Here is a 22170-nt window from a genome sequence, read left to right as displayed (position 1 = left end):
TGGCGGATCCTAAGTCCCGTCTTGACATTCTCACTGCTGATGGGCTGGTACCTCACTGCCCATGCCCAGTCGAATGCGCCCTCCCCCAATCAGGTTGTTGTCGCGGGCACTGTGCCGGACGAAGCTACTCGCTCTGCGATCCTGGTTCGCGTGAGAGAGATCTATGGCGCCGAACGGGTCGTCGACCAACTCGGCGTAGGCACGGTCGTGGCCCCGCCCAACTGGAGTGGGTATGTCCAGAAACTCGTGTCGCCCGATCTCAAGCAGGTGTCGCACGGACAATTGACCATATCGGGCCACAACATCGACCTCAAGGGCGAAGTCACCAACGAGGCTCGCCGCCAGCAAATTGCGGCGGATATGGCCAAAGAACTCAATCCAACCTACGTAGTGCGCAATGGACTGCGTGTTGCTGCGCAAGAGCAGAACATCCTGGACACCACACTAGGAAACCGGACCATTGAGTTCGAACCAAGCAGTAGCGTGCTGCGGCCCGCAGGTCGCGCCATCCTGGATGAGATGGCCGAGGCGCTGCTCAAGATCGGCGGGAAAAAAGTCGAGGTCATCGGGCATACCGACTCGCAGGGCGCTCGCGACAGCAACATGGCGCTTTCGCTTGCACGGGCAGACAGTGTTCGCATCCACCTGATCAGCAAGGGCGTTGCGCCCTCGCTGATCAGCACCTCAGGCTCCGGCCCGGACCGGCCAGTCGCATCCAACGACTCGGTGGAGGGACGCGCGAGGAATCGGCGAATCGAGTTCCGTATCAGTCAATAGAGGGAATCATTCTTCTTTGCCGATACCCGCCTCGCGGCTACCGGTCACCCCAAGCAACTCCTCCAAGTGGGACAAAGTGCCCGCCTCCTTCACCACCGCACGCAGCCATTCGTGCAAAGGCATCTCGCCCCAGTGCACTGCCTTGTCGGCCAGATAGGCAACAGGGCTGTGGGGTTCAGTGGCGCGGAAAAAGGCGGCCACCTCACGCAGTTGCATCAGGGCCTGCTCGCGCGATCGCAGGGGACCGCTCGCCACAGCCCCCCCACCCTTCGCCGCCTGAGTCGCCACGGGTACTGTGAAAAGGTCCGAAGTGTCCATGACGGGCGACGTGGCAGCTTGCAGTACGCCCATCTCGCGCGCAAGCCGCTGCGTCTCATGCAGTGCTGCGTCAAGCGCCTCGCGGGCCGGAACGAAACTCGGCCCCTCGGCACCCAACTGGGCGTCGATGACTGCTTGCCACGCGGCAAGACCTGCCTGACAGGCCTGCAGCGCACTGAGCGTTTCGAGCAGCACCTGCTTGGGGGTCTCCTTCAAGGCACGATTGAACTTATCCAGTGTGACCGTGTCCTCGGACAACTGCGCTGCTTTCTCGGGAGAGCGCTCCAACGTGGCCTGCAGCGCCCGAGCTGCGTGCAACTGGGACAGCGAATAGTTGCCGGAGCGGCCACGTGTCACCGCAGCGCCGGTCGCGAGCCCGACGATTCGATGCAGGAGCCAGCTGATATTGCCGATCCTCTCCTCCATGTCACCGCCTTCGACTTGCGGGTGCATGCCAAGCCAGTAGCGTTCGCACAGCTTCGCGCACACCTCTAGACCCTGCTGCAGCCCGACATAGCCTCTGTTGAGGGCAGCCGATTCAGCCAACCACATGGCCAAACGCAGATCCTTGGAGCGAGACACAAGGAGATCGATACAACGCGCTTCCACGGCCGGCCAGTCGGCTGTCTTCAGTGCGGTGACCCATTCACCCTGGTCCAGCGTCGGATCATCCTCACGCCTCATCTCGGCAATCGCGTCGAAGTCAGCAGAAAAGGACAGATCCTCGCCGCAGGACAAGGTATCTGAAATTGGGTTCAACAGAGTTTCGATGTTCATAGACCGTCGTATAGCAAGAGAAGGCAAGGCCGGGGCAGTTTAGCGTTCAGCACCGCAACTCTGTCACGCAGTCAGGCACACCAGACTGTCAGCAACAAGGTTTGTCGTTTGTCAGAGAGGATGCGGCGTCCGGGCATGGACACCTTGGCCCGCGTCGCAACGCATGCGGATGGTGTTGCCAGAGGCACTTGCAACAGCACCATTCGGTCTGACGGGAACATCCCCGCCGCTGTTGGCGACGCGCTCACTCACCAAGGTCCAGGTCGTCGCTTGGGTGCTGATCCGCTGCATGGTTGATGGGTTGTAGCCAATGTTGACACCCCACGCTTCATAGTCCTGCACCATCACCTGAGCACAACTGTCGTCAGCCTCCGGCAAATAGAGACCACTTCGCGGCACTTTCTTGCCTGAGCGCACTTTCACCGATGCGTGCAACCGATAGATCGGCCCGTGAAGGCGCAAATTCGGGCTCGGGTGGAGCACCCGTTCCATGCGGTCAAGAACCTGTTCCATTACAAGAAGGTTCGCTACAAAGGGCTGGCCAAGAACGAGGCACAGCTGTGCAGCCTTTTCGGCTTGGCCAACCTCGTCATCGCCAAGAAGGCGCTGCTCGCGGTGGCGCCACAAGGCACTGGTGCGCGTTGAGCGCGGATGAGGTGCCCCGCATGGGACAAAACAAGGCCTCCGGGCCTCGAACCAAGATGAATTTCGTTGATTCAGACCACATCATGAAATCCTGGCCGCCGCCAACGGGCGGCATCACTGGATGCTGAATAGATCAGTGTTTCCCTAAGTCTGGCAGCGGTGCAGTGGGTACAGCCACGGTCAGCCCTTCGTGCAGGTGCCGATGGTCGATTTCAGCACCGCGCCACAGGTGGTTCGATGGCCCTCGTAGGCCACCGGGATGCCGTTGATGGTGTGGTCTGGATCGCCCTCGGCGATGGTGCAGCCGCTGTGCCCTCGCTTGGGACAACTGCAAGCATCGCCCTTGAGAGCCACCGCGATGCCCTCCACGGTGTAAGAGGGTTCGCCGCTGGCGATGACTTGGCCGCCGTGGTCGGTAGGGTCGCCAAGGCGGATGATCTTTTTGGTCATGACATTCCTTCAGAAATTAAATGTGCAGAGCATCGAGCCGTCGTTGGCCATACCTGAACGTCCACTCGGACGTTTGGCGATGGTTCGATCCATGTTCACGTCGACTATTGCTGGTGAGGCGGTAATGGGGAATGTCGATTTCTTCCTGTCTTGGAACTCGGCTCGCACGGGTCTAATCCTGACTTGTCGCCTCTGAGATTGGCTGGTGGCGGTGTTCCCATCAGCTTCCCAGGCTTTCAAGTTCATCGCTCATGAGCCCGCCTCCGTTTTCATCCGTGAGAGGGGTCGTCTGCGAAGGAGCTGGTACCTCGGCAGCAGAGCGCCGATCTTTTGAACCCCCATCTTGCCCCGTCACTTTTTGAGGGAACAAGCTGATGAAGAAAGTTGAGCCCAGCGCTTGGGTTTTCCATTCGCCTCTCGATGCCATCAGTCAGGACAAACGTGCTCACGCTGCGGGTAGTAGGGGGCGGCTTTTTCTCTCTTCAAACAAGTCGGCGAGGCAAGGCAAGTCGCAGAGGGCGGCCTGATATATCGCTTCGTGACGCCATTAGTTCCGAGGGATCGGATTCAACGCCCGCCAGGATTCGCGATATTCTTTGAGACATAATCCACACGTACGGCCTATTCGCCTCGCAAGATTATCTTGCCGCCACTCCTCATCAAGAGGAATGACAATCTCACCATTTTTGTCGAATTTTCCACCAAGAAGCATTTCCAATTCTTTAACTTCCGACTCCAATATATATGAGGAAACTTCGAACTCATCTACTACAACAGATATGTGTTTCGATTCCAGTGGTGGCTCATTTTTTTTCATCTCTTCGATGAGGGCATGTGAAGCATGAGAAATATTTACTGACCCTGTATGGATTTTGCAAAAAGGCATTTTTCTCAAAAAATAAATTTTGATGAATTAGCTCTCCACAAAATTTGGCTCCCTCACCTTAAATCCCACACTATCCGGCTGCCGCACTCTTTGCAACGATAACAAGGATTTCCTCATTATTCCAGGCAGAAACGAAGGCGAATATCTTGAATGCCTCGTTATCCTTTTCTTCGCACACGCGGCAAGAGTGCGCGATAAACGGATCTTTAACCCTAACGCACCCATGACTGAGTGCGATATTTTCAGGGCTAAAGCTCTGATATGAAATTGCCTCTTGAAACACTATTTTTTGAGAAACCTCTTTCCAATCATCATAATATATGACAAGACTGGATCCTTGAGTTGCTATCGATTTAATCTCAGCATCCGCAAGTTCGACCTTCGAAAAATCAAGCATGATATTACTTGGCTATGATCCTGGGAAAGCTTCTCCGGGAAGGAAGCCAGTTCCTGATCCGGGGGTATATCCAGGTGGTTGCGATTTAACAATTAATCCGTTGTTCTTTGCATTATTCCAGGAGAAACCACTCGGCTTCGTTTCCACATGATAGTGCTCGCCGTGATGCCTCGGATTGTATCCTGGGCTGTTCGGACAAAGCCCGTGAGGGTGGCTTTCATGGCGAATCCTGGTGTCTTGATTTGGGCTCCATGTGTGTCGAGTCGTACCATCGGGAGTAGTTCCGACTTTTGGCTGAACTCCTAGAGCTGCTGTCATATCTGCCGGGTCGGCAGGGAATGTGCTACCAGCCAACCCCAAAGGATCAACCCATGCGGTTGTATTCGGCGCGTACTGATGCAGATTCAGCCCGCCAAGCAGCCCGATGGGGTCGCTGGAAATGAACCTGCCGGCGACGGGATCGTAATACCGATGCCTATTGAAGTGCAATCCGGTTTCTTCGTCCAGATACTGCCCCTGGAAGCGAATGGGATTGGTCAACCCAGCCTTCCTGGCCGCATCACTGATGATTTCCTTGGTCTGCCCCCACGCCTTGTACTCAGCGGCCCAGGCGATCTTGCCCTCATGGTCGGTCAGCTCCTGCGGCGTGCCCAGGTGGTCGCACTGGTAAAACGCAATCTCTTCCTGATGGAAGGGTTCCGGCTCTTCTTCAAGTTGCCCGTTCCACAGTGGATCACGTTCGACGTCGTACTTGCCGCCATTGCCCGCCAACAACGCCTTCACGTCAGTGGTTGGCTGGAGCTTGATCGCCTCACTTCGCCGCACTTGCACCAGCGGCACGAAGGTGCCGGCCTCGTGGACGTAGTGCACCGTCTGCGCACTGGGCGTGTGCCCTTTGACCTCGCTGCTTTCAAATGCCAGCGTGTCGCCATCCCAACCGAACAGCGTTTGGGTCATTCCTTGGGTTGTTTGGCTGTGCTTGGCAACGCGCCGCCCCAGCGGATCGTAGGCGAAGGTGGTCGTGCCCTGCGGTGTGGTGGCCCGCGTCATGCGGTTGAACGCGTCCCACGCGAACTCGCTGCGCTGGCCGTTATGCACGCGCTCGATCAGGTTGCCGCGCTCGTCGTATTTGTAGCTCGTGCCCGCGTAGTCCTTCAGCAGGTTGTCCAGCAGCTTGTTGCCTGTAGGCTGGGTGCGCTGGGAATCGGCGAACAGGCCGGACGCTCGTTCTCCTGATTCTTTGCCCGGCACAGCGATGTTGCCCGCCGGGTCGAATGCGAAAGTTTCATGGGCCAGGGCGCTGGTGGCCTTGAGCAGCCGCCCCACCGGGTCGTAGCGATAGTCGATCTGCCCTCTGCGGCTGTCGCCGATGCTACTGAGCTGGCCCGCTTTGTCGTAGCGGTACTGCCTGAGAACGGCTGCCGGCGTGTTGCCTGTCGTCTTGTGCTGGTTGGCGTACTTGAACGCGCCCACGCCCATCTCGGCCGGGCCCGTCTGCTTCGTGGAGACTTGCTGTTCGAGCAATCTGCCCACCGGGTCGTACTTCTGGCTTTGCGCCAAGCCATTGCTTTGCTCGCGCCCCACTTCGCGGTGCAACTCGTCGCGCTCGAAGCCGACGATGTCTTGCCCGTCGAGCACCAACCCATGCACGTGGCCTGAGCCATAGGTTAGCCACTCGGTGGTGTGGCCTCCGGGACGGGTTGTGCCCACGCGCTGGTTGAGTTCGTCGTAGCGGTGGTGCCAGACGGCGGTTCGTTTCTCCGGGTGCAGCGGGCCTTGGTAGTGCTGGTGCTCTCTGACGAGGTTGCCGGCCTCGTCGTAGAACCATTGCAGCTTGGCGTGCTCGTTGCTCGCTTGCGCCAGCCGACCGTTGGCGTTGTAGCCGAAGCTCTCGGTTTGCTCCGGCTGGCCGGGGGCTGTGGCTTTGCGCTGGATGAGCCGGCCCATCGGATCGAATTCGAGTTGAGTGAGCAGTCCGCCCTCGATCACCTCGGCCAGAACGCCCGTGCCTTCGTCGTAGTGGTATTCGGTGAGCTTGTCGTCGAAGCCGCGCTCTTGCAGAAGGCGACCCACGGGGTCGTACTGGAAGCTGTAGGGTCGTCCGTTCTCGTTGCGCAACTCGCTCAGGCGGCCCAGCTTGTCCCACTGGTACCCCAGGCGCTGACCCAGCGCGTCGGTGCGCTGCTGGATCAGGCCGGCCTGGGTGTAGCTGTAGGCGGTCGTGCGTTGCAGGGCGTCGGTGTGGACGAGCAAGCGCCCCTCGGCGTCGTGGCGCAGATGCTCTTCGCTGCCATCGGCCCGCATCACGGCTTCGAGTTGGCCGGGATGGTTGCCTGTGCTTTGGGCCTTGGTCAGGGTCTCGGCGCTGACCGGGGTGTAGCGGTATTTGGTTTCATTTCCCGCTGCGTCGGTGCTTTGCACCAGCCTCCCTCGGGCGTCGTAGGCCCACTCGCTGGTCTTGCCTGAGCAGTCGGTGTAGCTGGCGAGTTGGCCACCAGGGCTGTAGCTGAGTTTCTTGGTGCCGCCTTTGGCGTCGGTGATCTCGATGGGGCGGCCGGCCTTGTCGTAGGTGTATTCGGTCTTGTGGCCTCTCGGGTCGGTCTCTTCGGTAAGGTGGCCCTGGACGTCGTAGTCGCGTTTCCAGACACCGCCCTCGGCATCGAGCACCCCCGTCAGGCGGTTGAGCTTGTCGTATTCAAAGTGGACTTGACTGCCATCGGCTCGGACTTGGTTTTGCAGGTTGCCGTCTTTGTCGTAGCGGTAGTCGTCGGTGCTGCCGTCAGGGCGGATGTGGCGGGTGACGTTCTTGGCGTCGTCGCGGAAGAACCATTCTTCCCGCTGGTCGGGGTGGATGGTGCGGTACGTGTAGCCGTCAATGTCGTAGTAGTACCAGGTCTCGCCGCCCAGCGCATCGGTGACGTAGGTCAGGCGGATGTTCTTGTCCCACTCCAGCCGAGTATCGAAGCTGCCGTCGTCGGCCCACTCGCGGATGGCCTTGGCCTTTACGTCGGTACCGTCGTATTGGAGGTTCATGCCCCGCCCGGTGCGATCGCTATAGCGGGTGACCAGGTGGTCGCGGTATTGGTAGTTCCAGGTGGCCGCGTTCTCTTCCTGCGCGGTGATGAGGTCGCCCTGGTCGCTGTACTCGTAGGCGGCGAGTTGGCGCACCAGCTTGCCATCGCTGATCTCCCACAAGGCTCGGATCAGGCCGCTTTGTGCATCGACTTGGGTGCCGACGTGAGCGAGCGTGTCTTCGCCTTGCTTGCTCAGGATGTCGCTCAGAACTTGTTCACCGGCGTGCGGGCCTTCCACGATCACGTGGTCGTAGCGCAGGCCGACGGCCGCGCCGTTCTGTGCGTGTATCGCAACCAGGCGGAAGTGCTGCCGGCCTTGGGTCTCAGCTTTGCTCGCGACGGTGTCTACCAGCTCGTAGCTCTCGCGCCAAGCGCCGGGTTTGCCCTCCGGCATGGCTTTGCCGAAGTCCAGCGTGAGCAGCGTCTCGCTCATGCGAATCAGAGTGATCTCTTCGACGGCATCACGGTGGCTTTGGCCGACTTTCAGCAAGGGATAGCGGTGGCTGCGGCCGTCGGAGCCGTGGTAGATCAGGCCCGTCTGTTTTTTGCCTTTGCCGACAACATCCACCCGGGAGCTATAAGGCGCGAGCCAGCGCGCGCCCAGGTTCCCCTGGTCATAGGCCCCGAGGTTGCTGCGATAGGTTCGACTCCAGTCAATCGGTAGCGATGCCGCCAGCACGAAGTCGGTGTGCATGAGGGTTTCACACCCGGTGGCAAAGCTGATGGAGTAGCCCGTACCGCTTGGAGCGGGTGCGTTCTTGCAGGTCTTGCACTCTCCTTTTGCCGGTGCCTGGTGGCCTGTGGCCTCCAGCGTATGGCCGGGTTTGTTCTGCGTGACCTGGGCTCCCTTGTTTGCCGGCACCACCGCACTGCGTGTCTTCTTGTGCTGGCGCACCGCGTCGAGCAGTCGCAGGAGCATCCACATGATGCCCATGACTTTGCCGGCATCGGCCAGGCTGGTCAGCGTGCCGCGGAAGTCGCCCTTGGTCTTGGTGAGCTTGGCGATCACGTCTTCGACGCCCGCCACGGCCACGTCCGGCAAGTGGCTGGCCGCCACGCTGGCGGCATAGTTGGCTGCTTGTTTGGTCTTGCGATCCAACGCTGCCAGCATGCGGCTCCAACTGCTTTGCACTTCGGGGTTGTGCAAAGCCTTCTCGGGCACGGCGGGCGCGACCTTGAACAGAGGTTCTTTGCCGATACAGCGCTTGAGGATGCTGATCAGGTCGTCGATGATGCTGTCGGTGAGCGTCGCACAGCTCTGCAGCACCTCACCCAGTTTGGCCGTCGCCCCTTGAACAAAAGTCTCGATCTCGCCAGCAATCTTGTCGTTCAGGTGCGTGACCAAGACTTCGATCAGGGCCGCACCGATGGCGTCTTTGATGCCCGTGGCCAGCTTTTGCTTGACCAGGTGCAAGGCGGGCCGCAAGGTCATGCGCGCCGCGCCCATCGCGGGCGGCAATGGGATCACCCCGATCAGGTTGACCCCCATGCTGACCCATTCCAGAAATCCAACCACCTCTTTCTTGATGAACTTCTGCACCACGCGAACCACGTCCATGATGACGTCGATCAGCGCCATGATGTTGCCGATCACCGGCAGGCTTCCCGCCACGCTGCTCAGTCGCGCCAGGGTCACATAGTCGTGGCTGATTTCTCGCAGCCATTTGTCGAACGCCGCCGCCCCGGCGCCGATGTCCTCCGGGGCGATTGTGTTCAGCGGTGCAACAGCGGTCTGCGGCTCGCGCTCAGGGGGCTTGGCGGGCGCGGCTTGTTGGGGGGCGGTCATGGAAGGTTATGTCACTAAGTCGTTAATTGAAAACGATGGTTTGATCGAGGGCGAAGTCGAGAAGGAGGCAAGGAGATCTGGCTTCGAGAGCGAAGTCGGCAGGGCCGGCATGCTGGGTCGCGGTATTGCGCCAGGCAGCTTGAGGGCCTGTATGGCTTGCAAGCCCGTCGGCACGCTTGCGCTCAGGGTGTTGGCGGGCGGCATGCCCATCGACTCCAGGCTGCCGCTCGCCTGACCCAGCAGGGCCTGCGAGCCTCCCTTGGCGGACAAACCTCCGCTGAGCGCGTTTACGGCCAAGGCGCCCCCTGGCACGCTGCTGGCCGCTTTGCCCAAAGCCGTTTGGCCAGCTTGTGCCAGCAGGCCTTGCGCCCCGCCTTTTTGCACGGCCTGCACCGCACCGACCGCTTGCTTGGCCATGTTCGCCATAGGGCCGACTGTGTTCAGTGCGCCGGTCAGGCCACCAGCCGCACCTGCTGCCCTGGCGAGTGCACCAGACGCCCTGGACGTGCCAGCTGGGCCCGGCATCGGCGCATTTTTACCCGCATTGCCTGGCGCAAGGATCGCTGCTGCTTCTGCCCCATCATCAGCAGCAGATTGCGGCGGCCAGTCGTCGTTCTTCCCAAAGTGACTGGCTTCGTTCCACGGGTCACGCGGGTCTTTGCCATAGATGACCTTGGCGGTGCCCATGGACAGGCCGGCTACGGTCGCAAACCCTTTGCCGTCGAGCGTGCCCTTGTGCTCGGCGCCTTCGGAGTCGATCACCGTGTACTCGCCTTGCTTGACGGCTTCGACCTTGGACCCGCCCTGGTTCACGTAGTCGTGGTACAGGTCGAGCTGCCCCTTGGGCAGTTGGGTAGTGTTCGGCAGGTTGGGCTTGCCCATGCTCGCGCCGCCTGACAGAGTGTGCTGCGCAGCCTGTTGGCGCCAGACGCCCGAGGTGCCATGTTCGATGCCGGACCCGTTCCACTTGCTGTAGCTGCTGCCGCCGTTGACCACGAGCTCTTCTTTAGCGGAGATGGTGATCCGGTTGGCCGTCTGCGTGATGTTGAGCTTGGCCAGGAGGTTGATGCTGTCCTTCAGGGCCGTGATGTCGATGTCGCCGCTGGCGGCGATCAACTTCATGCCAGCCTTGTAGGCGAACAAGCGTATGGCTTCGCGCACGCTCACCAGCAGGCTCTTGCCCGAGCTCATGCTGGTGTGCCCGCCGCTGGTGAGCGCGTTGTGCTCGGTGCTCATCACGTGGGTCGAGCCCTGCGTGGTGGTCTGGATGCCAGCCGGGCTGGCCAGGGTCAGGTGGGGTGCCTGGAATTCGGGGAATTCACCTTGCGCCGGGTTGCCGCCATGACCTTTGATCTCGGTGGACTGCGCCTTGAGGGCCTTGACGACTTCGTCCTGGTCGCCTGTTTCGTGCGCCTTGGCCTGTTGCGCCGCGTCGGACATGCTGTTGTGCAGGTCTTGCCCTTGGGTCAGGCGCTCGACGGTCTCGCCCATGTCCGTGATGTGTGCCTGGGCGTTGGGCCGGCCTTCGGTGCTGATGAGCATGCCTTGCCCGGCCCGCATGGCGCCGCGCCCTTCGGTACTCACCTCGAAGCCCTGGCCGCGGCTTTCTTTGCGCCCGGCGTTGTCTTCGATGCGGCCGATGTGCCCCAGGCTGAGCTGGCTGGTCAGGTGGTCGCATTTGAGCTGCACCTGCATTTTTCCGGCGGTGTCTTCCAGCACCACGTGGTTGCTGCGTCCGCCGGCGCTGTTGCCGTTGCTCCCGTTGAGTTCGCGGCCCCTCAAGCCCGTCAGGCCCTGCTGATCGGGCAGCTTCCACGGCGGCATGTAGTGCTGGTTGTGCACGCACGAGGTGACGATCGGATGATCGGGGTTCCCATCCAGGCATTGGATTACCGCCTCGGACCCCACGCGCGGAAGGCTGATGAGGCCGTTCTCGCCGCCGGCCCAGTTGCTGGCCACCCGCACCCAGCAACTGCTGGTTTCGTCGCGGTCCCAGTGGAAGCGCACGCGGATGCGGCCGTATTCGTCCACATGCAGGCTGCCGTCGGCCTGCGGCCCTACCACCGTGGCGGTCTGCAGCGACAGCAGCTTGGTGTCGGTGCTGTTGAATTCCTTGCCCGGTCGCCAGGGGATGGACTTGCTCTGGCAGATGAAGCGGTTCTTGTACTCGGCCAGCTCCCCCGCGTTTTGCAGGTAGTTGTTGGTGGCTTCGTGGTGTGCTTCAAGGATGAGGAAGTCGGCGTCGTCACCTGTGTGGCCGAAGTGGCCGGTGAATTTGAACCAGTGCCCCGCCGCCGCCCGGTCGCAGTTGCCTTGGGCCTCGTATTGCTTGCCTCGGGCATCGATCTCCTCCATGCGCCGTTGCGCCAACTCATTCGCGCCCGAGCGATACTTGAAACCGTAGTGACCTTCGTAGCTGTGCACCTCAAGCTTCGGGAGATTGTCTTGGTCGTTGATGTTGAAGCCTGGGACGTCCACGTGCACCGGACGCGGGTCTTTGAAGTCGAATCCGCTGATAGCCAATTTGGCTGAAGCCGACGTACGCACCGGGCTCCACTGGGCAATGGCGTCTTCGTCGTCGGGACCGCCTTCGCTGTGGTAGCGGATGGTGGGTGCGTCACCGCTGATCGGCTTGGCTGAGCGTGTGTCGTCGCACACCACCCAAGTATGGCCTTTGTCGGCGTGCTCGTACCAATAGGTGTGGCCTGCGGCTTCCATGCGCCGGCTCAGGTAGTTGTGGTCGCTCTCCGCCCATTGCGTGGCCATGGTGAAGACCGGCTCCTCACCCACGACCTTCCATTCCCACGCGGGCAAGCTGCCGTAGGCCGCGAAGATCGCCTGGGCCTGCTGGCTCAGGGTTTGGTCATGGAACAAACGGTTGTTCTGGCGCAGCCGCAAGAACTCGAACCACGGCACCAGAATCGCTTCGTAGAAGGCAATGCCGCCATCGGTCTTGAGAAACTTGAACTGAGACACGTAGCCAGTGAAGGGTCGCAGGCTGCCGCTGGCTTGCACCAGGAACACGCACATCAGCTTGCCGTGGAGTTCTTCAAGCTCAATGCTGGCGTCGTCGCTCAGCAGTTCGACGATGTACTCGAAGCCGCGCGAAATGAATTCCTTGCCCTGGAAGCGATTGACCACCAGCCGGGCCTTGGGCGCATCCTCGTTGGGGTAGGCCAAGCGCAGCAGCCGGGCGTGTTGAGGTTCGTTCAGCCAATCGAGAAGGTTTTGGGTTTTACTCACTGCGCGGCGCTCTTTTGGATGGGTCGATGGGATTGGGGATGTGAAAGGCGGCGCGGGATCATTCAGGCCCGAGGGCGCCCAGGCAATCACCCATTGGGAGGTGCGTTGGAATTTTCCGTCGCTCCCGCTGCACGAATGACGCACAGCAGCGAGGCCCGCCGAGCTGCAAATGGGCATTGGTGCTGATGGCCAGCACCTCGAATCGGAAGCCCGCTTCGGCATGAAGTCCACCCGGCCCGATGGCTTCGCTCCCCGTCATCCGCTCGGCCAGCAACACGTTCGCCCCGAGCGGTGTATGCAGCCGGAGCAGCCGCTGGTTCTGCGAGGGGCCCAGAGCGGGAAGAAGTGTGGACAGGATGGAAGGTTCGGCGGTCAAAGCGGTCATGGTGAACAGGTACTGATTCGATCGTTTGGCCAGAAGGTTCGGACCGAGCGACGACCCAGCATCATCTCTGCCGGTGGCGCGCTCGGGAAATCCCTCCGAGGGAGGGACTTGCCCCTTGCAACGGAAATCTTGGTAAGGGTTTGCTTCGGCTACGGCTACTTGACGGTGTATTTAAATCTTCCGTCCTTCCCTGCGCCAACCTTGATGCGCGCGATGACGTCGCCGCTGGCCATGCGCGCAAGCACACTCTCGGCAATTTCCGGTAGCAAGGTGCCGTTGAGGATATGGTCGACCGCCCGGGCCCCAGTATCGACTTCAGTGCATCGCCCCAGGACAGCATCCACCAGACCCTGGTCATACTCGAACAGCGCCTTGTGATTCGTTGCCACGCGTGTGGCGATCCGGCCAAGCTTGAGGCGGATGATCTGGTCAAGCACATCGTCTGAAATCGGGTAGTAGGGCACCACCTTCATTCGACCGAGGAAAGCTGGCTTGAATGCCTTGTAAAGCTGTGGGCGCAGCTGCTCCGTCAGCGTGTCGGCATTAGGAACTTCTTCAACCGGCTTGTTGAGACACGCCTGCATGATGGCCTGCGAGCCGATGTTGCTTGTCAGAATGATCAGGGTGTTGCGGAAATCGATCTCGCGGCCTTCGGCATCGTCCATCGTTCCTTTGTCGAAGACTTGGAAAAACATCTCAAGCACGTCGGGGTGGGCCTTTTCCACTTCGTCGAGCAACACGACGCTGTACGGGCGACGGCGCACCGCTTCAGTCAAGACACCACCCTCGCCATACCCAACATAACCGGGCGGCGAACCTTTGAGGCCGCTCACGCTATGGGCCTCTTGGTACTCGCTCATGTTGATGGCGATCATGTTGCGTTCACCACCGTAGAGGACGTCGGCCAGCGCAAGCGCAGTCTCGGTCTTGCCCACACCGGAGGGACCGACGAACATGAAAACACCCTTGGGCTTGTTCGGATCTTCGAGGTTGGCCCGGGCGGTTCGCACACGCTGAGCCACTGACTCCAGCGCGTGATCCTGCCCAATGATGCGTTTCTGGAGTGTCGGCAGGAGATTGAGAACCGTCTTGATTTCATCCTTGACCATCTTGCCAAGGGGAATACCTGTCCACGCGGCCACGATCTCCGCTACCACGGTGCCGTCTACCTGCATCGGAACCATCGGGCTCTCGCCCTGCACTGCCGCCAATTCGGCAAGCTTGGCCTGCAGTTTCGCGTGCTGCGGAGACAGCAGCGTCAAGTCAGCTTTGCCCGACTTTCCCTTGGATTTGGGTTTTGCCTCCGGCTTGCCCATTGGTTCCAATGGTGGCTGCGCTTCAAGCGCCGCACGGATCTCGCGTATCTCCGCGACGAGGATCTTTTCCTGCTCCCAGCGGGTATTCAGCGCACGGGCGTTGTCGGTGATCTGTTGGTGCTGCGCTTCCAATTCAGCCAGCCGCGCGTGATGTTCCCCGCCCGCGGCTGCTTCCCGGACCAGCGCGGAGCGTTCAGCCACGAGGCGGTCAAGGTGGCGTCGTGTGTCTTCGATCACCGCGGGTGTGGCGTTCTGGCCGAGTGCCACTTTGGCGCATGCCGTATCGAGCACGCTGATCGCTTTGTCGGGCAACTGACGACCACTGATGTAGCGGGCTGACAGTCGCACCGCTTCCGTGATGGCTTCGTCGAACAAACGCACGTTGAAGTGTTTTTCCATCAGCGGTGACATGCCGCGCAACATGGCGGCGGCCAAAGTCTCGCTGGGCTCTTCCACCTTCACGACCTGAAAGCGACGCGCAAGGGCCGCATCTTTTTCGAAGTACTTTTTGTACTCGCTCCAGGTCGTGGCGGCCACCGTTCGCAGTTCGCCGCGGGCTAGCGCGGGTTTGAGCAAATTGGCCGCATCGTTCTGACCCGCTTGCCCACCGGCACCAATCATGGTGTGAGCTTCATCGATGAACAGGATGATGGGGTGCGAGCTCTTCTTCACCTCGTCGATCACGTTCTTGAGGCGGTTCTCGAACTCGCCCTTCACCGAAGCGCCGGCCTGCAGCAAGCCCATGTCGAGCGTATGCAATTCGACGCCCTGCAGGGGCGTGGGCACGTCGCCAGTGGCAATGCGCAATGCGAGCCCTTCCACCACGGCCGTTTTGCCCACACCGGCTTCTCCGGTGAGGATGGGGTTGTTCTGCCGGCGGCGCATCAGGATGTCGATGCACTGACGAATTTCAGGATCGCGCCCGATCACTGGATCCACCTTTCCGTCGCGTGCTCGCTGGGTCAAATTGGTAGTGAACTGATCGAGGGCAGGAGTCTTTCCTGGTCCCGCAGCCTCTTCTGCCGAACCTTCATCAGAGCCTGGCACAGGAGCATCAGCGTTGCGAACCGACTCGGTGGCCTCTGTCGATCCATGGGTCAATTCAGGCAACTTGTGCTTGAGTTCATCGAGCTTGAACTTCACGAAGAGCTTCGAGCCTCGGTAGGCCAATTGACTCAGGCTCGGCTCGGTCAACAGGGCGAGCAAAAGATGGCCGCTGCGAATACGCGCCACGTGTGACTCGAGCGAAGCAATTAACCAGCCGTGCTCGAACAGTACTGGGAGATGCTGGGACAACACGGGAGTGCGTGTGTTGCCGTTCTTGAATCGGCCGATCTCGCTTTCGAGATCGCGTTGCAACTCGGTTGTCGAAATCCCGAAGTTCCTGCACAGCATCACGAAGTCGCTTTGAGGCGTCTCGAGCAGTGCCAGAAAGAAGTGCTCCAGATCGACTTCATAGTTCCCGCGCGACATGCACAAACTCGCTGCCCGCTCCGCTGCACGGCGAGTGGTGTCGTTGAGCTTGGAGATGAGTGTCTTGAGATTGTTGGACATGGGACAGTTAAGAATCAGCGAGTGAATTTGAAGGCTAAGGACATGGCCCGGAATAAGTTCCCGTTTTGGGGGTGCTGGGCGGGATGCGATGCAAGGCGCTCCGAGCGCCGTGTGGCGAGCCACACAAGTGAGGAGCAACGCCGCAGCGCGCACGCCCAGCACCCCCAAAACGGGAACTTATTCCGGGCCATGTCCTTATGCAGTTGCGTCGGGCTGGACGTCATAGTGAACGTCGCAACGGTCTTGCGGATGCGGGCGCGTTTGCAGGTAGGTGTCCCACCCCAGGCGGCCCGCGAACGATGAACGTGTGGAGCCCAGAGAAATGCCCTCCACCGAGGCGGCCTTGAGTACGAGATTGATTTCGTACTCGAAGCTGACACCGCTGAGCAGCGTGAGCACTTCGCGCAATGCGACGGCGCCCGGCGCACCCGGCAAAAAGCGCTGGAAGCGAGTTCGATCCAGTGGACCCAGCACGACTCTCACGCAAAGGTCGCGTTGCCAGACCCGTCCGCCAGCGATTGTGTTGCGGCCGAGCATTCCGTTGCCACCACCAAGCGACCAATGGGCTTCGGTGGGCAGCGTGTACCACCGCCCGACAAACTGTTCCAGCTTCACCGGCACACCGAGGTAGCGACGCAGCAGTTGCTCCATCTGTTTGGCCGACAGTGTTCGCTGCTGCAGCGCTCCCGCAAAAAAGGCGAGGCTATCGTCTCGCACGCCACCGGCGTCCGGTTTCAAACGCCCCCGTAGCCCGTTCTGCCCAACCCCTGCCAGCGCCAACGCCATAGGCGCAAATCGACTCTCTCGATTTGTCTCGTACTGCAAGTGCAGCCGGTTCTTCTTCCATGCCGCGTAGAACAAGGCAATGGCGCGGTTACTGAAGATGTCGAGAAAATTGCGGGCCGCAAAGTCCTTGTGGCGCAGTTCGCGCTGCACGATCTGCTCGGTGTAGACAAGTGGAAGCGCACCGCTGAGGCCGAGCAGACCCATGAACGCAGGCGTGACTTCAATGCTGTCGATCGATGCCCTGCCGTCCAGCCCCTCGTCGTGCTCCGCTTCCCGCGTCAGAATCTTGAGCGCCTCAATTTCGCTTGGCGGAAACGAGAGGGCCGTCGAGTTCCTGAAGCGCAGTTGCCGCGGCAGCAGGTCAACGCCAGCATCCTCGGTGTCTTTCAGCCATGCATCGAGCAACCGCACCGCCTGAAAAAATTCGAAGCGATGCGGGTTCTCGAAAAGCTGGTCGATCAGACCAGTGCTGTTGCGCCGTTTCGGGGCGGACATTTAAAAAGCACTTGTTGAGTGCGATCAGATAGCACGACGAGCTGCGTGAAGCTGTTGATGTGCACGTACAACCCGAAGAAGCGATCGAGCACTGCGGCGAATAGGCTCAAGCCTGTACCTACAAAGCTTTGATCATTCACAAAGAGGCGCACCTCGGTGCCGCGCACAAAAGTAGCGAAGGGCTCGGCCGCGAGCCAGGCCGTTGACGGCAAGAACGCGATCGACGAGATACCATCAATCTGCTGACGGTTCGTAGCGTCGCGAGGAATGTCATATAGGCGCAACATCTCCTTGAGCGAATCTACACCGCGCCCACTCAATGAGAGGTGATTGAGCGACAAGTGGGAAACAAGCCGCCAGAGGCTACCCGGACCACGCTCAAACCTGTGTGCCTGCGTGGGTTTGCGCAGGAGTCGGATCTTGCTTGCAATGCTCCCGCCTTCCTTGAACAAATCGCCACCGGCATTACCAAAGGTGAGGAGGCTGGGCAGGTCTCGATTGGTCGCGGTCACCTGCAGCGAAAGGGTTTCGGCCCGCGGTGAGGAAGGTTCGAATTCGATGTCGACGATCGACATTTCGAGCTCGTATCCGGGACTGAGTGCAGCTACAGTTTCGTCGCGCTGCGCGTGCCAGTAGCGGCCCGGGGGCTGGCCCCCGGGTGTCCCGTCCTCGCCTAGCAGATCCTCATGATGCAACGAGAAAAATGGCTGATATTCCTCGATCGACTCACCGTTTGGAGTCTGCCTGACGCAAAACACCTTGTCGATGGAATAGACCTCGTAGCCGAAGGCTCGCTGCGCGTTGACCACGACGGGATACTGGGTCGTGGTGTGGGTCACTCTGATCGGATTGGCATTCTGCTTGAACAGATTCACGACCGGGGTGCATCCCAGCGCAAAGTTCGCAGGGGAAATGGTTTCGAGCAGCCGTGCCTGATCGGAATCCGAGCGCATACCCGACAAAACGAAGTGCAAGGTAATGGTCGCCTTGCTATCTGACTCTGCGTTTACCCCGCCGCCGAGCGCGTCATGCGGAACGGGGATATCGACAAAGTTGAACTTGTCGGGAAACGCGAAGTACTCGGTAAGGAGGCGATAGGCCGGATGCGAACGTTCGTCATAGTCGATCAACGCTTCGTCGTCATCGAATCCGACAATCTGCGGCCGCTGTGCATACGGTCCGGACCATGGGCCGTGCGGCGTGGTCTGCACCATGAGCGCAGCCACTTTGTCGCACAGCGCTTCTCGAAGCAGGCTCACCTGCGATGGTTCACCGTCGAGGTACACACGGATGGTGTCGCCTATGCCGGACCATTTGACTTGCGCGGAAACGAGCTCAAGTCGCAGAGAAATCACTGACGTGGCCGTCTGGGGCAGACGAGTGCCTTCGGGAGCCGCTACCGTGTGGCGATAGGTTGCCGAACGCACGACCAGCGGCACGAGGGGGACGGCATAGGCCGTACGGAACTTGCAAGCCACACCTCGCACCGCCCGAGTCGTCAGTACCGTGCCACGTTCAATCGTCGTGGCGGCGCTCATCTTCCCTGCTACGCCGCTGATGTCGAGTTGGGCAATAGAACACGAGGGAAAGGGACGCAAATAGTGCGGATAGAGCACATCGAGCAAGGACTCCGTGACCAGAGGAAAGTCGTCGTCCAGGCGCTTGTGCACTCGCGCCGCAAGGAGGGCAAACGACTGAATCAATCGCTCGACGTGGGGGTCTTCAGCGACATCGGCACCCAGCATCAATCGCCCTGCAATCTTCGGGTAAAGCTCGGCAAATTCCTTCGCGGACCCTCGAAGTCTGGACAACTCCGATTCGTAGTGGGGAAGCAGATCTCTCATGGCAAGCGCCTTTGAATGGCTCAGAGGCTGAGAGTATTTCGAGCGTGTCCGAGCGGCACGTCAAAAGGCACCTGATCTAGGCGCAAAGCGCAGCCATAGCTCGTGCTATGGCGAGCATTCGCAATGACGAGCAGGGGTCTTTTGGCGTGATGAGCGGGCATGATCGAAATACTCTCAGCCTCTCAGCGGCCACCGGAGCTTTGGCGCGCTACGGTATAGCGCTGGACGGTGGGCTCGAAGCGGGCATCGAAGCTGACCTGCTCGCCGATATCGGAGACGCGCAAAGTGGCCCGAATGGTGAAGTCCAACCGATTGATTCCACGTATCTCGCTATCAAGCGACACACTCACCGACCGCAGGCGCCTGTCCTGCTGCTCGATCGAGCGCTGAATAGAGGAACAAATGAAGTCGCGATCAAGGCCGCTGGACAGACTTCTGGACGAGAAATCGTCAACGCCATAGTTGACCACCGACTGAACACTGAGTGGAAATTCGATTCGATCGTCATCGTCCAACGCGCACCGTGTATTCAGCAAAGCTTCGAGATCGGCGGCCACCGAGTCTTTCACTTCTTCCAGCGTCAGACCGGGCAAGACTTCCCCCGGACGCTCAATGAGCGATATGTGGATCAACTTATCAAGCAGGCTGGGCGCGTAGCGCATGCGTGGATCTACTACAAGTAAATAAAAAGGGCCGCGGCAACCGCGGCCCCTTGACTAACTGACAAAAACTTAAGCAGCGGCCTTGTTGAGCGCCAGATCCCAACCACCCACGTCGTTGCCGACGTTGGCAGTGCCGTCGGTCTTGGAGCCCTTGTGGTTCCAGACGACCTTGGCATACTTGAGAGCAAAGGATTCGACGGGCAGGCCAGTAGCTGGCACGCTCATTTCGACCTTCTCGACGATCGCGTTCGACAGCTTGATCGTCAGGTACTGCGTACGAACGGTACCGGTCGCACGGAAGAACTGAATTTCCACGTCGTAGGAATAGGCAGCCGAGCAAGCTTCCCACAGGTACACGCTGGCTTTGTCGATGTCTTTGGTAAAGACCATTGGAAGGTGTTCGCATCGCTCGGCGGTGTGTCCACCCGAGTTCGACGCCGTTGCCGAGCGTGGTTGAACGATGCCGTGGGCGAACGACGTTACTTCGAGCCATCCGCCGGTATGGGCGGAATCGAGCGACTCGCCTAGCAGTGCTTTGGAGTTCGTCTTAGGCGTGAACTTGACGTAAATATCTTTCATTTAAATTCTCTTCCCCTTCATAAGAAAACTACAAGAAAAGGCTTCGCACTGAGAAGCCAGGAACTTAGCCTCCCGCCCCTGTGGGCAGTTCAGCCACCAACCGCAACGAGACTGAGAGCTCGTCGAGTTGAAAATGCGGTCGCAAGAACGCAACAGCACGATAAGTACCAGGCTTGCCGGGTACTTCCGAAACTTGAACAGTGCCTTCGCGCAACGGGAACTTGGACTTCTGTTCGTGAGAGGCATCGTCGGAACTCAGGATGTACTGACTCAACCATTGATTGAGATAGGTCCCCACGTTCTCGACGCTGGCGAAGCTGCCGATCTTGTCGCGCATCATGGCCTTCATGTAGTGCGAGATTCGCGACACGGCGAACATGTATTGCAGTTGGCAAGAGAGCGATGCATTTGCGTTTGCGGAATCCAAGTCGTACTTCTTTGGCTTCTGCGCCGATTGCGCGCCAAAAAACGCGGCATAGTCGGTGTTCTTGCAATGGACCAGCGGAATGAACCCGAGGTCACTCAGTTCCTTTTCACGACGGTCGGTGATCGCGATCTCAGTTGGACACTTGAGCGCCACCTCACCATCGTCGGTCCTGAACGTATGCGTGGGCAAGTCTTCGACCAGTCCGCCACCTTCAACACCGCGAATCGCCGCGCACCAGCCATAGGTTTCGAACGCAGCGGTAAGCCGCGCAGCGAAGGCATAGGATGCGTTCACCCACAGGTATTTCGAGTGATCGGACCCGTCCACGTCCTCGACGTAATTGAATCCTTCGGTACTCGTACCGTCCTTTGGGTTATAGGGGAGGCGTCCCAGGAAGCGCGGAAGTGTCAGCCCCATGTAACGAGAATCTTCCGACTCGCGGAACGACTTCCACTTTGCATACTCAACCGTGTCGAACACCTTTGAAAGGTCCCGCGGCTTGCCCATGTCCGTGTAGGTTTCCAGGCCAAACAGCTCGGGAGAAGCGGACGCAATGAACGGCGCGTGGGCGGCGGCGGCCACATGAGAGATCTGCTCGGAGAAGTACATGTCTTCTGCCTGGCGACCAATGTCGAAATCGCCAATCAAAGCGCCGAAAGGAGCGCCGCCGAAGGATCCGAATTCCTCTTCGTAAACCTTCTTGAACAAGGTACTTTGGTCGAAATCGATGGCCGTTTTGAAGTCCTTGACCAACTCCTTCTTGGTCGTGTTAAGCACTTTGATCTTGATCTGTTCACCGGTACTCGTGTGCTTGCACAGATAGTGCAACCCACGCCAGGACGACTCGAGTTTCTGAAACTCGGGCGCGTGCATCACCAAACTGAGCTGAGCTGAGATCAGTTCGTCAATTTCGGCGACACGAGCATCGAGCGTGGCTGAAAGGTTGTCAGAGACGATGACCGTGCCTTGCAGCACCTCCCGGGCTAACTCACCGATGATGTCCTTCGCCCGGACATGTTCAGTGCCAGACTTCGCGACCTTGCTTTGAGCGACGATGCTGTCAAGCAGGCTCACGTCCGCAGTAGATGTCCCGGCCGCTTGTGAATGCAATACAGCTGTCATGCCTTACTCCTTGTCCGCGCCGGTCTCTTGGCCCAGCTGCTTGAGTTTTTCAGTGTTGCTGAGCACTTCACTCAAGACGTCCTCCAGCTTGTCGTTGCCAGCCAACTTGTTGCGCAAGTCAGAAAGCTTCGTGCGAACCTCCAGCAACTTGCGCAGCGGCTCGACACCCTGAACCACGGCCTCAGGCGAAAAGTCATCCATTGACTTGAATTCGAGATTGACACCAAACTCGCCACCGTCCGAGCTGAGAGCGTTCTGAACGCGATAACTCGCCTTTGGCGCCATGCCCTTCAAGACGTCGTCGAAGTTGTCCAAGTCGACACTGACGAACTTGCGCTCTTTCAACTTGGGCAGCGGATTGTTTGGATCCTGTTGGCCGGTGAAGTCGCCCATGACTCCCATCACGAACGGCAGCTCCTTATTCTCGATCGCATCACCGATCTCGACGTCGTACGACAGTTGAACCCGTGGGGGGCGAACACGCTCCAGACGCTTTTGAACACTTTCTTTCTTGGCCATGAGATTCTCTAAAGTCAGGGTGTTGGTTCTCAGAGGCTGAGAGTTTTTCGAGCGTGCCCGAGCAGCGCGTCAAAAGGCACCTGATCTAGGCGCAAAGCGCAGCCATAGCCCGGGCTATGGCGAGCATT

At 59.6% G+C, this 22170-nt stretch carries 16 protein-coding genes and 1 pseudogene; 2 read left to right on the top strand and 15 right to left on the bottom strand.

Features of this window, described 5'->3' with window-relative positions:
* Positions 1-39 precede the first annotated feature (39 nt).
* Positions 40-777 carry an OmpA family protein gene (locus AC30NL_RS17155; RefSeq protein ID WP_489465217.1) on the top strand — a complete coding sequence of 246 codons (738 nt, stop codon included), beginning with the start codon at positions 40-42 and terminating at the stop codon, positions 775-777.
* A gap of 6 nt (positions 778-783) precedes the next feature.
* Here the strand turns inward: AC30NL_RS17155 and tssA are convergent, their stop codons facing one another.
* A complete protein-coding gene (gene tssA, locus AC30NL_RS17150; RefSeq protein ID WP_489465203.1) occupies positions 784-1872 on the bottom strand; it encodes a type VI secretion system protein TssA in 1089 nt (362 codons plus the stop codon).
* Between the two features lie 111 nt (positions 1873-1983).
* Positions 1984-2295, bottom strand: coding sequence for a hypothetical protein (locus tag AC30NL_RS17145; protein WP_489465202.1), 312 nt, complete (start codon positions 2293-2295; stop codon positions 1984-1986).
* 30 nt (positions 2296-2325) lie between these two features.
* Between AC30NL_RS17145 and AC30NL_RS17140 the strand changes: the two are divergent.
* A pseudogene (locus tag AC30NL_RS17140) lies at positions 2326-2517 on the top strand (transposase); the annotation flags it as partial.
* A 180-nt stretch (positions 2518-2697) separates the two neighbouring features.
* Here AC30NL_RS17140 and AC30NL_RS17135 read toward each other — a convergent pair.
* The 13 genes from AC30NL_RS17135 to tssB form a co-directional block, all read right to left on the bottom strand.
* A complete protein-coding gene (locus AC30NL_RS17135; RefSeq protein WP_489465201.1) occupies positions 2698-2967 on the bottom strand; it encodes a PAAR domain-containing protein in 270 nt (89 codons plus the stop codon).
* Between the two features lie 547 nt (positions 2968-3514).
* Positions 3515-3862, bottom strand: a complete 348-nt coding sequence (locus AC30NL_RS17130) for a hypothetical protein (protein ID WP_489465200.1) — start codon at positions 3860-3862, stop codon at positions 3515-3517.
* 61 nt (positions 3863-3923) lie between these two features.
* Positions 3924-4250 carry a hypothetical protein gene (locus AC30NL_RS17125; protein ID WP_489465199.1) on the bottom strand — a complete coding sequence of 109 codons (327 nt, stop codon included), beginning with the start codon at positions 4248-4250 and terminating at the stop codon, positions 3924-3926.
* Between the two features lie 12 nt (positions 4251-4262).
* Positions 4263-9110 carry an RHS repeat-associated core domain-containing protein gene (locus AC30NL_RS17120; RefSeq protein WP_489465198.1) on the bottom strand — a complete coding sequence of 1616 codons (4848 nt, stop codon included), beginning with the start codon at positions 9108-9110 and terminating at the stop codon, positions 4263-4265.
* Positions 9111-9116: 6 nt separating this feature from the next.
* Entirely contained in the window at positions 9117-12353 is a 3237-nt protein-coding gene (locus tag AC30NL_RS17115) for a type VI secretion system Vgr family protein (protein WP_489465197.1), read from the bottom strand.
* A gap of 58 nt (positions 12354-12411) precedes the next feature.
* A complete protein-coding gene (locus AC30NL_RS17110; RefSeq protein WP_489465196.1) occupies positions 12412-12738 on the bottom strand; it encodes a hypothetical protein in 327 nt (108 codons plus the stop codon).
* Positions 12739-12893: 155 nt separating this feature from the next.
* Positions 12894-15608: a type VI secretion system ATPase TssH gene (gene tssH / locus AC30NL_RS17105; protein ID WP_489465195.1), complete on the bottom strand. Its 2715-nt coding sequence runs from the start codon at positions 15606-15608 to the stop codon at positions 12894-12896.
* Between the two features lie 195 nt (positions 15609-15803).
* Positions 15804-16889: a type VI secretion system baseplate subunit TssG gene (gene tssG, locus AC30NL_RS17100; RefSeq protein ID WP_489465194.1), complete on the bottom strand. Its 1086-nt coding sequence runs from the start codon at positions 16887-16889 to the stop codon at positions 15804-15806.
* Positions 16853-18733 (bottom strand): type VI secretion system baseplate subunit TssF, encoded by a 1881-nt coding sequence (gene tssF / locus AC30NL_RS17095; RefSeq protein ID WP_489465193.1) that lies wholly within the window; start codon positions 18731-18733, stop codon positions 16853-16855. Before tssF ends, tssG begins: the two co-directional genes overlap by 37 nt.
* 182 nt (positions 18734-18915) lie before the next feature.
* Entirely contained in the window at positions 18916-19395 is a 480-nt protein-coding gene (tssE, locus tag AC30NL_RS17090; protein WP_489465192.1) for a type VI secretion system baseplate subunit TssE, read from the bottom strand.
* A gap of 69 nt (positions 19396-19464) precedes the next feature.
* On the bottom strand, positions 19465-19974 hold the full coding sequence (locus AC30NL_RS17085) for an Hcp family type VI secretion system effector (RefSeq protein WP_489465191.1): 510 nt from the start codon (positions 19972-19974) through the stop codon (positions 19465-19467).
* A 64-nt stretch (positions 19975-20038) separates the two neighbouring features.
* Positions 20039-21523, bottom strand: coding sequence for a type VI secretion system contractile sheath large subunit (gene tssC, locus AC30NL_RS17080; RefSeq protein ID WP_489465190.1), 1485 nt, complete (start codon positions 21521-21523; stop codon positions 20039-20041).
* A gap of 3 nt (positions 21524-21526) precedes the next feature.
* A complete protein-coding gene (gene tssB / locus AC30NL_RS17075; RefSeq protein ID WP_489465189.1) occupies positions 21527-22042 on the bottom strand; it encodes a type VI secretion system contractile sheath small subunit in 516 nt (171 codons plus the stop codon).
* Positions 22043-22170: the final 128 nt, after the last annotated feature.

The organism is Rhizobacter sp. (assembly GCA_021153565.1).
Lineage (GTDB): Bacteria > Pseudomonadota > Gammaproteobacteria > Burkholderiales > Burkholderiaceae_C > Albitalea.
The sequence above is the reverse complement of the archived record's forward strand: the minus strand, read 5'-3'. Positions and strand labels throughout refer to the sequence as shown.